The organism is Actinomadura keratinilytica (assembly GCF_039539665.1).
In the GTDB taxonomy this organism is placed as follows: Bacteria; Actinomycetota; Actinomycetes; order Streptosporangiales; family Streptosporangiaceae; genus Spirillospora; species Spirillospora keratinilytica.
Genome location: NZ_BAABDO010000016.1, coordinates 72,035 through 84,463, shown reverse-complemented (window position 1 = coordinate 84,463; position 12,429 = coordinate 72,035). Strand labels below are relative to the sequence as shown.

12 protein-coding genes are annotated in these 12,429 nt (G+C 72.4%); 9 read left to right on the top strand and 3 right to left on the bottom strand.

The genetic code is table 11. From position 1 onward, the window contains the following. The first annotated feature begins 84 nt into the window (after positions 1-84). The 7 genes from ABD879_RS08570 (at position 85) to ABD879_RS08540 (ending at position 7,854) form a co-directional block, all read left to right on the top strand. Positions 85-735, top strand: a complete 651-nt coding sequence (locus tag ABD879_RS08570; protein ID WP_345019168.1) for a hypothetical protein — start codon at positions 85-87, stop codon at positions 733-735. A gap of 291 nt (positions 736-1,026) precedes the next feature. After that, positions 1,027-1,416, top strand: coding sequence for a YbaB/EbfC family nucleoid-associated protein (locus tag ABD879_RS08565; RefSeq protein ID WP_345019170.1), 390 nt, complete (start codon positions 1,027-1,029; stop codon positions 1,414-1,416). A gap of 110 nt (positions 1,417-1,526) precedes the next feature. After that, positions 1,527-2,126, top strand: coding sequence for a recombination mediator RecR (gene recR / locus ABD879_RS08560; protein ID WP_345019167.1), 600 nt, complete (start codon positions 1,527-1,529; stop codon positions 2,124-2,126). Continuing rightward, on the top strand, positions 2,119-2,667 hold the full coding sequence (locus ABD879_RS08555) for a DUF5063 domain-containing protein (protein WP_345019165.1): 549 nt from the start codon (positions 2,119-2,121) through the stop codon (positions 2,665-2,667). Before recR ends, ABD879_RS08555 begins: the two co-directional genes overlap by 8 nt. A 328-nt stretch (positions 2,668-2,995) precedes the next feature. Further along, positions 2,996-4,270, top strand: coding sequence for an aspartate kinase (locus tag ABD879_RS08550; protein WP_345019163.1), 1,275 nt, complete (start codon positions 2,996-2,998; stop codon positions 4,268-4,270). A 1,754-nt stretch (positions 4,271-6,024) separates the two neighbouring features. After that, entirely contained in the window at positions 6,025-7,083 is a 1,059-nt protein-coding gene (locus ABD879_RS08545) for an aspartate-semialdehyde dehydrogenase (RefSeq protein ID WP_345019161.1), read from the top strand. 93 nt (positions 7,084-7,176) lie between these two features. After that, positions 7,177-7,854, top strand: a complete 678-nt coding sequence (locus tag ABD879_RS08540) for a TetR/AcrR family transcriptional regulator (protein ID WP_345019159.1) — start codon at positions 7,177-7,179, stop codon at positions 7,852-7,854. Positions 7,855-7,890: 36 nt separating this feature from the next. Here the strand turns inward: ABD879_RS08540 and ABD879_RS08535 are convergent, their stop codons facing one another. Beyond that, positions 7,891-9,657, bottom strand: a complete 1,767-nt coding sequence (locus ABD879_RS08535) for a S9 family peptidase (RefSeq protein ID WP_345019158.1) — start codon at positions 9,655-9,657, stop codon at positions 7,891-7,893. Positions 9,658-9,775: 118 nt separating this feature from the next. Between ABD879_RS08535 and ABD879_RS08530 the strand changes: the two genes are divergently transcribed. Continuing rightward, on the top strand, positions 9,776-10,282 hold the full coding sequence (locus tag ABD879_RS08530; RefSeq protein WP_345019156.1) for a DUF4265 domain-containing protein: 507 nt from the start codon (positions 9,776-9,778) through the stop codon (positions 10,280-10,282). A 51-nt stretch (positions 10,283-10,333) separates the two neighbouring features. Here ABD879_RS08530 and ABD879_RS08525 read toward each other — a convergent pair whose 3' ends face one another. Continuing rightward, positions 10,334-11,251 (bottom strand): serine hydrolase, encoded by a 918-nt coding sequence (locus tag ABD879_RS08525; RefSeq protein WP_345019154.1) that lies wholly within the window; start codon positions 11,249-11,251, stop codon positions 10,334-10,336. Positions 11,252-11,445: 194 nt separating this feature from the next. Between ABD879_RS08525 and ABD879_RS08520 the strand changes: the two genes are divergently transcribed. Then, a complete protein-coding gene (locus tag ABD879_RS08520; protein ID WP_345019152.1) occupies positions 11,446-11,646 on the top strand; it encodes a hypothetical protein in 201 nt (66 codons plus the stop codon). A 322-nt stretch (positions 11,647-11,968) separates the two neighbouring features. Here the strand turns inward: ABD879_RS08520 and ABD879_RS08515 are convergent, their stop codons facing one another. Then, complete coding sequence (locus ABD879_RS08515; protein ID WP_345019150.1) at positions 11,969-12,241, bottom strand: hypothetical protein; 273 nt, start codon at positions 12,239-12,241, stop codon at positions 11,969-11,971. Between the last annotated feature and the right edge of the window lie 188 nt (positions 12,242-12,429).

Genomic DNA, 12,429 nt, shown 5'->3' with positions numbered 1-12,429 from the left:
CACAGAACGACATGGCTACGATCCGACTTGGCCCACGCGTCACCGGCCGCGCCGGCAGGGGCCGGCGGGGGCGAGGACGTCTCCGTGGTGCAGCGGATGTGGCCGGACATCGTCGAGGCCGTCAAGCAGCGGAGCAGGGTCGCCTGGATGGCGATCATGTCGGGGGTCCAGCCGATCTCGCTCGAAGGCAACCTGCTGACCCTGTCCTTCGAGGCCGAGGGCGCGCGGACCAACTTCACCAACGGCGGCCGCGACGCGGTGCTCCGCGAGGTCCTCAAGCAGCGCCTCGGCGTCGACTGGCGCATCGACACGGTGCTCGCCGGCGCCGCCCCGGCCCGCGGACGCGGCGGCGGTCCCGCGAAGGGACGGCCCGGCGGCATGCAAGGCGGTTCGCCGGGCCCTGCGGCCGCGTTCGGCGGCTCGGCGGCGCCCGCGCCGTCCCGAGGCCCCGCCGAGCCGGCCCCGGCTCCCGTGCCGCCGCCCCCGTCCGCGCCCGCCGCATCGGACCAGGGGCCATGGACCGTTGCAGCGCCCAAGCCGTCCGTCACCCCCGCCCCCGTGCCGCCGCCCGCGGACGAGCCGCCTCCGCCGGAGCCGCCTCCCCTCGACGAGAGCGACGAGGTGGACCCCGAGGGGGACGCCGACGCCGACGGCAGCGAGGCCGAGCTGAACGGGATGGCGCTCATCATGCGCGAGCTCGGCGGACAGATCATCCGCGAGATCGACAACACCTGACCCCGGCCCGTCGCGTCGGCGGCCACGCCTTCTCCGGCCGTGGGCCGGTGATCCCGGCATGCCCCCGATCGGACGTGTCGATCGGGACGATAGGGGCACTTGGGGCGATACGGTCGGGCGTGGCAAGGGCGTCGCCGCAGTCGGCGTCCGGGCGCAGGCACGTACCGCATCACGTTCGAACCCCGTAGTCTCGGGAAGACAGACGTGCGGTGGTCGTCGGGTGGCCGAGCACGAGGCCCCGCGAGGGGCCAGGAAGGCCCCTGGAAGGGGGCCGAGAGGAACGGAGTGACCGTGGAACCCGGTGGTCAGTTGAACATCCAGGAGCTGTTGCAGCAGGCCCAGCGGATGCAGGAGCAGTTGTTCGCCGCGCAGCGCGAACTGGCCGAGGCCGAGGTGCAGGGCAGCGCGGGCGGCGGCCTGGTGACGGCGACGGTCAACGGCCAGGGCGAGGTGACCGCGATCTCCATCGACCCCAAGGCCATCGACGCCGACGACCCGGCCGACACCGCCGAGACCATCGCCGACCTGGTGCTGGCCGCGATCCGCGACGCCGGCCGGGCGGTGACGCAGCTGCAGGAGCAGAAGATGGGCCCGCTCGCCGAGGGACTCGGCGGGGGTGGCATGTCGGGCATCCCCGGAATGCCGGGTCTGCCGGGCGCGGGTGGGGCGCCCGGAGTCTGACCCGCGGCCCGGATCCCGGCCCGCCGCCGTCCCGGCGGATCCCGGTCCCCGGCTCCGCCTGAGGGCCGACCCACCTGTCCCAGCAGAACGAGCGTGGAAGGAACGGACCGTTGTACGAAGGGGTCGTCCAGAACCTCATCGACGAACTGGGTCGGCTGCCCGGCGTCGGCCCCAAGAGCGCGCAGCGGATCGCCTTCCACCTGCTGGCCGCCGACCCCGCCGACGTGGAGCGGCTGGGCAAGGCCCTCAAGGAGGTCAAGGAGAAGGTCCGCTTCTGCCGCACCTGCGGGAATGTGGCAGAGGAGGAGGAGTGCCGGATCTGCCGGGACGCCCGCCGCGACCCGCACGTCATCTGCGTGGTCGAGGAGTCCAAGGACGTCGTGGCGATCGAGAAGACCCGCGAGTTCCGGGGCCGCTACCACGTGCTCGGCGGGGCGATCAGCCCCATCGAGGGCGTCGGCCCCGACGACCTGCGCATCCGCGAGCTGATGCAGCGCCTGGCGGACGGCACCGTCACCGAGCTGATCCTGGCCACCGACCCGAACCTGGAGGGCGAGGCCACGGCGACCTACCTGGCGCGCCTGGTCAAGCCCATGGGCATCACCGTCACCCGCCTGGCCAGCGGCCTGCCGGTGGGAGGCGACCTGGAGTACGCCGACGAGGTGACGCTCGGCCGCGCATTCGAAGGACGGAGGCTCCTGGATGTCTGACACCAACAGCCCGCAGGACTGGAACGCCCTCGCCGAACGGGTGGCGCGGCACGTGGACAACTACCTCGGCGGCCTGGAGGCGGTCGCGCGCGGCGAGGCGGGCCCGCACACGGTGCCGATGCTGCTGCTGGAGGTCTCGCAGGTCATCCTGGCCGGTGCGCAGCTGGGGGCGAGCCAGGACGTGATCCTGCCGGACAACTGGGAGCCGGAGGTCGGCGAGGACCCCGACCTGGACGAGGTGCGGCAGGGCCTGGCCGAGCGGCTGCTGGCGATCGACGAGTACGTCGAGGTCTTCGACCCGTACAAGGACACCGAGCCGACGTCCTACCGGCTCTCGGACGACCTGGTCGACGTGGCGAGCGACCTCGTCCACGGCCTGCGCCACTACCAGCAGGGCCGCCCCCTGGAGGCGCTGTGGTGGTGGCAGTACTCCTACTTCAACCACTGGGGCAACCACGCCGGCGCGGCCCTGCGCGCCCTGCACGCCGTCGTCGCCAACGCCCGGCTGAACGTGGCGGAGGAAGCGCCCGCGGTTCGTTAGCCCCTGCCGCGCGCCCGAGGGCTGGTGTGCTTCCGTCCCGTCCCCGGCCTCGTTGCGGATCCCGTCCTTCACCGTCGGTGCTTCGTATCCCGGGGGCCGCCGGGCGGCAGCCTTGTCGCGTGCGGGGTCTTCTGCCCCGCCTGCGCCCTACGGGCGGCGGCGACCGAGCGGCTTCTTCCCCTCGATCACGACGCTCACTGAGGACCATCCCGTCCCATATGTTGAGATATATGGCCACATGCTGGTAGTTATCGGCTCGTAATCCAGTGGTCGAGCCTCGGTAGACTCGTCGCCGGTACGTCAGACCCCGATCCGAGGAGCACCACCCGTGGCTCTTGTCGTGCAGAAGTACGGTGGCTCCTCCGTAGCGGACGCCGAGTGCGTCAAGCGGGTCGCCCAGCGCATCGTCGCGACGAAGAAGGCGGGCAACGACGTGGTCGTCGTCGTCTCCGCCATGGGTGACACAACGGATGAGCTGATCGATCTGGCCGAGCAGGTCAGCCCGCTGCCCCCGGGGCGCGAGCTGGACATGCTGCTGACGGCCGGGGAGCGGATCTCGATGGCGCTGCTGGCCATGGCCATCGCCAACCTGGGCCATGAGGCGCGGTCGTTCACCGGCTCCCAGGCCGGTGTGATCACCGACGGCTCCCACGGCAAAGCCAGGATCATCGACGTCACGCCCGGCCGCATCCGCGACGCGCTGGACTCGGGCTCCATCGCCATCGTGGCCGGCTTCCAGGGCGTCTCCCAGGACTCCAAGGACATCACCACGCTGGGCCGCGGGGGCAGCGACACCACCGCCGTGGCGCTGGCCGCGGCGCTGAACGCCGACGTGTGCGAGATCTACACCGACGTGGACGGCGTCTTCACCGCCGACCCGCGGATCGTCCCGGCCGCCCGGCGCATCCCGCGCATCTCCTACGAGGAGATGATGGAGATGGCCGCCAGCGGCGCCAAGATCCTGCACCTGCGCTGCGTGGAGTACGCCCGCCGCTACAACATCCCGATCCATGTGCGCTCCTCGTTCAGCCAGCGGGAGGGCACCTGGGTGGTCGACAGCGACGACATCGAAGGACAGGACATGGAGCAGGCGATCATCTCCGGGGTCGCGCACGACCGCAGCGAGGCCAAGATCACGGTGGTCGGGGTGCCGGACAAGGTGGGCGAGGCGGCCACGATCTTCCGGGTGCTGTCCGACGCCGAGATCAACATCGACATGATCGTCCAGAACGTGTCGGCGGCGTCCACCGGCCGCACCGACATCTCCTTCACCCTCCCGGCCAGCGACGGGCAGACCGCCCTGACCGCGCTGAACAAGGTCAAGGAGCAGATCGGCTTCGAGTCGCTGCGCTACGACGACCGGATCGGCAAGATCTCGCTGATCGGCGCGGGCATGCGCTCCCACCCGGGCGTGACGGCCAAGTTCTTCTCGGCCATCGCCGACGCCGGGGTCAACATCGAGATGATCTCCACTTCGGAGATCCGGATCTCGGTGGTGGTGGCGCAGGACGACGTCGACACCGCCGTCGCCGCCGCGCACCACGCCTTCGACCTCGACGCCGACCAGGTGGAGGCCGTCGTCTACGGAGGCACCGGACGCTGACCGCCCGCACCCGTGCGTCTCTCCGACCAGGGGCGCACGGGTCGTGACCCGGCCACCGAGCGCCAGACCCCTTGGCGCGGCGGCCGGGTGTGACCGACATCCGGCCGTCCGCCGTCGATCACGACGCGCGGGCGGCCGATTTCCGGCGCCGCGGTGAACCTGCCCCAGCGCACGGCGCCTGGACCGCGCATCGCCGCCCGCGGCGCCCCCGTCCAAGCGCTCAGCCGATCACACGGGACGGCAGGGCAGCCGCGGTCTCACGCAGAGCCAGCACCACGTCGGTCGAGCACCACCAGCGGCGCCAACGCCCGACGTGAGGAATATGAGCGCAGCCGAAATCGGGCGGCTTCACCATGGCGCAGGCCACAGCGGCGGCCCGGCAGGCACCGCCGCGCCCTCGGCGGCCGCTGGGACACACACGCGGCTCTTCGGCGCTGCGCAGGGCGTGTGGGGTCGAGGCTTCGGCAGTGCGGCGGCGGGCAGGTCGAGGCAGCACCGGCAGATGGCGGTCCAGCGGCGCATCCGCCCAGCACTGGCGTCAGGCGGAGCGCTTCGGTCCGTCCGCAGCCAAGTGCGGCGTACTGGCAGCCGTCGGGGCGTACGCGCGGCCTGTATGGCATGAGGTTGGGTAGGGCCCGGGGAAGCGACCCAGACGGCCGACCCGGTTCCGTTCAGCTGGCGATCGGCGGCACACCTACCGAGCACCAGCGTCGCGCAGGGCGGTTTGGTGTGTCTGCGGCTGAGAAACACGTGCAGTGCTGGTACCGCGTTGGTTGTGCGGCACCGGCGGTGGCGGCGGTGAGCACGGAGTCGGGCTGTCGCCGGGGATGGGGGCCACCAGGTAGGGCGGCTGCAGCATGGTGCGGGCCAGAGCGGGTGGTCCGCAGGTAGTGCCGTGCCCCTCGTTAAGGGAGCTGCGTCCTTGAGAGCCGTCGGTATGCCGCCGTGGCGTGCGTGGCCTGTCGGCCATGTGCATGGTGTGCGGGGTCAGGGTGTTTGGCAGCGTGGCGGCACGGGGGTTGTCAGGAGCAGGGGGGCGGTGGGCGCATGGTGGACCGGTGGTGTCCGGCTAGCGGCACACCCGCTGCGCACTGGGGTCGCGTCGGGCAGGTTTGGTCCGTGTGCGGCGTGCTGGCGGCCGTCGGGGTGTGTGCGCGGCAGTTGATGGGGCGTGTGGGGGCGGGGTGTCCGACGCGTGGTCGGCGGTTACGTGCCGAGGGCGGCGTGGATGTGCGTATGGAATTCGGTGAGTCTCCGGTGGACCGGCCTTGAGGGGCTATCGGGGCCCGTGGGGCTGCTGTCGCGCCGTCTGCCTGCGACGTGCTTGTGCACAGGGTGGCAGTGCACTCGGCCTTGCCTGGCGGTCGGTGGCCGGCCGGGGCAGTCGTGCCGGAACGCCTGTCGGGGGGCCAGCCGTTGGGGCGGACGGACGGCGAGGCGAGCATGGCGCAGGCAACCGATGCTGCAGATGTCGGACGCCTAGAGCGTGGCAACGCCCGCCTGGCCACGGGGAAGCGGGGTGTTCGCCGGGTGCGGTCTTGGGGTGCTTGGCGGTGACAATGGGGAGCTCGCGGACGCCGTACGACAGCCGGTGTTCGTCGGGATGCGGCAGGACGGCAGGTGTTCGGTGAACCCTGCGGCGCGGTGGATCGTTGGACGCACCGGATGGCAGGTACGGACGACGACAACGTGAGCGCGACACCATGAGCTCGGCACCGCGGGCGTCGGGGCCGAGCGGGAGGGAGGGCCCGGGGATGAGCTCCAAGCCGACCCTGGCCGTCGTGGGCGCCACCGGCGCCGTCGGCGGCGTGCTGCTCGGCATCCTGTCCATCCGCCAGGACGTGTACGGGGAGATCCGGCTGGTGGCCTCGCCGCGGTCGGCGGGCCGCAAGCTGACCGTGCGGGGCGAGGTGGTCGAGGTCCTCGCGCCGGAGCCGGAGGTGTTCGACGGCGTCGACATCGCGGTGTTCGACGTGCCCGACGAGGTGGCGGCCGAGTGGGCGCCGGTCGCGGCGGCCCGCGGTGCGGTGGTGGTCGACAACTCCGCGGTGTTCCGCCTGGCCCCCGACGTGCCCCTGGTGGTGCCGGAGGTGAACCCCGAGCAGGTGCTCGACCGGCCGCGGGGCATCATCGCCAACCCGAGCTGCACCGTCCTGTCGATGATCGTCGCGCTGGGGGCGCTGCACCGCATGTACGGGCTGCGCGAGCTGGTGGTCGCCTCGTACCAGGCCGCGTCCGGCGTCGGCCGGGCGGGCATCGAGACGCTGTACGACCAGCTGGAGCGGGTCGCCGGACGGCGGGAGCTGGGCAACCGGGCCGGGGACGTGCGGGCCGCGGTGGGCGAGTTCGGCCCGTTCCCGGCGCCGCTGGCGCTCAACGTGGTGCCCTGGGCGGGGGCGCCCGAGGACGGCGGCTGGTCGTCGCAGGAGCTGAGGATCCGCGACGAGTCCCGTAAGATCCTCGGCCTGCCGCATCTGAAGGTGTCGGCGACGTGCGTGCGCGTCCCGGTGGTGACCGGGCACTCGCTGGCGGTGCACGCGGTGTTCGACGCCCGCGTCGACCAGCGGGAGGCGCAGGCGGTGCTGGCGGCCTCGCCGGGCGTGGTGCTGCTGGACGATCCCGAGGCGCACGAGTACCCGACGCCCGCCGACGTCGTCGGCACCGACCCGACGTGGGTGGGGCGGGTGCGCCGTTCCCTGGACGACCCGAGGGCCTTGGATCTGTTCCTGTGCGGGGACAATCTCCGTAAGGGAGCGGCCCTCAACACCGCGCAGATCGCCGAACTGGTCGCCGCCGAGATCACCGGACGGTGAGTGCCGACCGGGCGGACGCGCCGTCCCCCGCCCGGCCGGGCGGGGGACGGCGGGCCGGGCGGTCGCAGTGGCGGCGCGGCGAGGAGATTTAGGGTGGCGAACGTGACCGAGACCAAGGCGGTGAAGTCGGAGCAGACCCGGGCGCTGATCGTGGAGACGGCGCTGCGGCTGTTCCGCGAGCGCGGGTACGAGGCGACGACGATGCGGGCCATCGCCAAGGAGGCCGGGGTCTCGGTCGGCAACGCCTACTACTACTTCGGCTCCAAGGAGGAGCTGATCCAGGCGTACTACGACGAGCTGCAGGAGGAGCACGTCAAGGCGTGCCGGGCGGTGCTGGACCGCGAGCGCGACTTCGCGCCCCGGCTGCTGGGCGTGCTGAAGGCCCGGGTCGACACGATGGTGCCGTACCACCAGTTCGCCGGGAAGTTCTTCAAGTTCGCCGCCGAGCCGACCAGCCCGCTCAACCCGTTCAGCGCGGAGTCCGGCCCGGCGCGCGCCGCCGCGGTGGCGATCTACCGCGAGGTGGTGGACGGCTCCACCCTGAAGATCGACCCGGAGTTCCGCCAGGAGCTGCCCGAACTGCTGTGGCTGTACTCGATGGGCATCGTGCTGTACTGGGTGCACGACAGCTCGCCGGGCTGCCGCAAGACGTACCTGCTGGTCGAACGCACCGTGCCGCTGGTGAACCGCATGGTGGCGATGTCCCGGCTGCCGGGTTTCAAGTCGGTCACCCGCGAACTGGTCGACATCATCCGCGACGTGCGCGCCTGACGCCCGCCCGGCGCGCGGCCGGGCGGGCGCCGGGCGTCACGCCATGCCGAGGTGCTTGCGGGCGAAGGCGATCTCGGCGGCCATCTGCTTGATGCGTTCCTCCACCACCAGGGACCCGTGGCCGGCGTCGTACCGGTACACCTCGTGCGGACGGCCCAGTTCGGCCAGCCGCGCCAAGTAGTTCTCGATCTGCCGGATGGGGCAGCGCGGGTCGTTCTCCCCGGCCAGGATCAGCACGGGCGCCTTGACCCGGTCCACGTAGGTGATCGGGGACGAGGCGCGGTACCGCTCCGGCACCTCCTCGGGGGAGCCGCCGAAGAGGCTGCGGTCGAACGCCTGCAGGCCCTCCATCTCGTCCTCGTACGCCGCGACGTAGTCGGCGACCGGCACCGCAGCCACCGCCACCGACCAGTCGTCGGGCCGGGTGCCGATGCCGAGCAGGGTGAGGAAGCCGCCCCATGACCCGCCGGTCAGCACGAGCCGGGCCGGGTCCGCCAGGCCGGACTCGACGGCCCAGTCGCGGACGGCGGTGATGTCCTCCAGTTCGGTCAGGCCGACGCGGCCCTCGATCGCGTCCCTCCACTGCGACCCGTACCCGGTCGACCCCCGGTAGTTGACGCGCACCACCGCGAAGCCGTGGTCGACCCACGCGGCCACCGACGGGTCGAACGAGTCGTCGTCCTGCGCGGTGGGGCCGCCGTGGACCTCGAAGACCACGGGGTAGGGGGCCGAGCCGCCCTCCGGCTTGCTGACCAGCGCGTGGATCGGTCCGGCCGGGCCGTCCACCCACACGTCCTCGACGGGCACCGACGGCGGCGCGGGCGGGCCGGGCGGCGTCAGCACCACCGCGCCGGAGGTGGACCGGATCACCGGCGGCTCGGCGGCCGACGACCAGGAGAACTCCACGGTGCCGTCCGGCCGCGCGGTGGCGCCGCCGATCACGCCGCGCGGGGTGGCGATGGGCTCCAGTTCGCCCGCGGCCAGGTCGTAGCGGTACAGCTCGTCGCGGGCGTGGTGGGAGTGCGAGACCAGCAGCGCCGAGCCGTCCGGGTACCAGTCGGCGTCGATCTCGCCGGGCAGGTCGAGGACGATCTCCTGTTCGGTGCCGGCGACCGGGTCCCAGATCAGCATCTCGTCCCGGCCGCGCCGCTCGTGGCTGACCAGCAGCCGCGTGTCACCGGGCACCGGGGCGAACCCGGCGCCCCACACGCCCTTGCCCGGCCCGTCCCACAGGTCGGCGACGGTCGTGCCGTCCGGCCGGACCACGCGCAGCGCCATGTGCCTGCTGTCGCCGTGCTCGCTGTGCCCGATGGCGATCAGCGTCTCGTCCCGGGACAGGGCGGCCACGTGGGCGTCCTCGGCGTGCTCGTACAGCACCTCGGGGTCGGCTCCGGGCCGGCACAGGTGGACGAAGTTGCCCGCGTCGGTGGTGCGGCCGACGAGCGCCAGGCCGCTGGTGCCCAGCGCCAGCCCGGCCGGGTAGGACGGCTCCAACCCGGGCACGGCCGGCACGCTGTCGCCGCCTTCGAACGGGGTGCGCATCCACACGCCGAACTCGTCGCCGTCGGTGTCGGCGAACCACCAGATCCACTCGCCCGTGGGGTCGACGCCGCCCATCCAGGTGCCGTTGGGCCGGTCGGTGACCTGGCGCCGGTCGCCGGTCGTCCGGTCCCAGGCGTAGATCTCCCAGGTCCCGGTGACGTTGGACCGGTAGACGCAACGGTGCGGGGCGGTGCGCGCCCAGCCCGGCAGGCTCACTCGCGCGGCTCGGAACCGGGCCTTCCAGCGCTCTTCGTCGACCATGCCCCTCAGTATCGCGGACGCTCCGCCATGCCGCGCCCGCCGTGATCGGCGGTGCTGTCGGCCGGAGGGAGAAGGTTCGCGAATGGTGGCGATCGTCTGAAATGGGAATGCTGTGGGCATGAGCAGGTCCCAGGACCGCCGTGCCCGACCGGACGCGGTGCGGGTGGTGTTCGCACTGCCCAAGGAGGACGAGGACTGGCCGCCGGCCGCCTCCGAACGGGTCTGGGCCTTCCCGATCGCGGAGAACCGCGTCGAGGTGGCCAACATCCCGTTCTTCGTCCGCGGCATCGCCCTCGGCGACGTGGTGCGCACCGAGGTGGACGACGAGGGCGTGCTCTGGGCCAGGGAGGCGGTGCAGGGCTCCAACAACTGCACGATCCGGGTGGCCGTGCTCCGGGACGGCGCCCTGGCCGGTGACCGCCGGGCCGTTCTCGACATGTTCGCCCCCCTCGGCGTGGAGGGCGAGGGCATCGCGCAGTCCGCGCTCGTCGCGCTGAACGTCCCGCCCACCGTGGACCTCCCGGCGGTGCGCGACCTGCTGCGACGCGGCGAGAGCCAGGGCTGGTGGGACTACGAGGAGGGCTGCACCACTCCCGCCTGGCGGGCCCTGGCGGGACAGGCTTGAGGTACGCGCCGGAGGCGCCCCTGGCACGGGCGGCCGGGCCAGGGTGAAGGTTCAGACATCCGCCGGAACGGACCCGTCGGACGCCTCCGACGGCATTGGGAGGGAGCCGGCGGCGGAGCCGCTGCCCGGGTTGAGGGTGCGGTGGACGGCGCGGGCGACCCGTTCGATCGTCTGGATGCCGTACTCCATGGTCGGAGAGTCCTGGGTCAGCACGACGATCAGGTAGTCCTGGCCGCGTCCGTCGAAGGCGCCGATGCTGTGCACGCGCCAGTACCGGCCGAGGCGGGGCAGCCAGCCGTTCTTGACGCGCCAGCGCATCCAGGAGGGCCGCCCGGCCGGGGCGCCCCAGCGCTGCTCGGGGATGACCCGCCCCATCAGATCGAGCACGTACCGCCGAGAGGCCGTGGTCAGCACGCTGTTGCGGCTGGTCAGCAGCCTGAGCAGGCGCAGTTCGTCGAACGCGGTGATCTGCGTCAGCCCCCAGTGGCCGTTCGCGCCGAGCCTGGTGCGGCGCATCCCAGCCAGTTTGAGGAAGCGGTTCAGGCGCGTGCGGCCGACCGCGTTCCACAGCGTGGACGCCGCGGCGTTGTCCGACCTGGTGATCATCTTCTCGGCCAGGCCGCGTTCGCGGGCGGTCAGTCTTCTGCCCTGCTCCTGGGCCTTGCGCAGCAGGGCGGCCAGAATGGTCACCTTGACGACGCTGGCGGAGTCGTAGCGGCGTCCGGTGTCCACCGCGCAGGACAGCTTGCGCTTGCGGTCGTAGACGGCCACGGACTCGGTGCCGGTGCGTCCGCTGAGCGCGTTCTGGACGGCGCGGCTGAGCGTCCGAGCGGTCCCCGGGCTCTTGGCCGACCGGCAGATCTGCGCGAGCCGCCCCGCCGCCGCACCGTGCCCGGCGGCGGTTGCGACGCCCGCTGCCGCACCCCCCGCCGTAGTGCCGTGGAAGACCAGCACGGCACCGGCCAACACAAGCGCTGACCTGGTCTTTCGCGCACCTGGTGACATGGCGCCACGGTAGTGATCGCCGCCCCGGGGGTGGCAAGCACCGCCCGTCCCACGGCGCGCCGCCCAAGTTATCCACAGCCTGTGGAGTGAGCGGTATGTGTTCGATCGCCCGCGCTACGCTCTCCGCGAGCTTCGGCGAACCCTCCCGAGAGAGACCGATGAAGGCCATCCCCGTCGCCCTGAGCGTGCTCGTCGTCGCGCTCGGCGCCGGCGCCTGCTCCGGCAGCGACCGCTGGTGCGAGCACGACGCGACCGACACCAGGGTCAGCGACAGCTACTGCGAGAAGAACACCCCCGGCTACGAGTGGGAGTACGGCGACTCCGCCAAGAAGTCCAAAAAGAAGAAGGCCGAACAATGACCGTTCCCGGACCGGCCGCGCTCCGCCACGCCGTGCGGCCGCACGCCCACGTCGGCGCGGCCGCACCGCCGTCCCGGCGGACGTCAGGAGGTGCGGCGCAGCAAGGTCGCTCTGCCCGGTCGGCGCCGACGTCTGCGCCGTCGCCGGGTGTCTTCGGGGACGTCCTCGGCGAGAAGCTGCTTGAGGGAACGGGGAACGATCACATCGGACTGTTCGGCGAACCGTGAACGGCGCATCGGGCTTCTCCTTGCTGGTCGGAGCCGGCGCTGAGGCGGGCCGGCGCATTGGGCCGGGGAAGATCGTCGGTCGCCGTCCGAAGGCGTCAGACGGCGGCGCGGGGTCGCGTGGGCGCGGTCGCGTAGGCGCGTGCCACCGAGGTCAGGGCCCAGCGCATCCGGGCCGCATACGTGTCGGGGTGATCGCCCGCCTCCTGGGCGACGTAGGCGGTGCAGACCGCACGGTCACCGCCGCAGGCGCACAGCCGCTCGTCGATCGCGGCCCGTACCTGCTCGGCGGACGGACGGTCGGACTCCTGCAGCCGCGAGGCGAACAGGACGTGCGCCAGGTCGGCGGCGCTCAGCGAGGTGAGGCTCATCGGTGCCTCCTTCCCTTCAAGGGGATTTCGACCCTCTGCCGCTGGTTACGACTCTGACGGGGACTCCTGCTCACCGCCATCCGGGAAAACCCTCATTCGGCTGGATCCACCCCCTACACCTACCCCGCCCGAAGTGGCCAACCGCCCCCGGCCGCCCGTCGCCGCCCCGGCCGCCCGTCCGCCGCCGC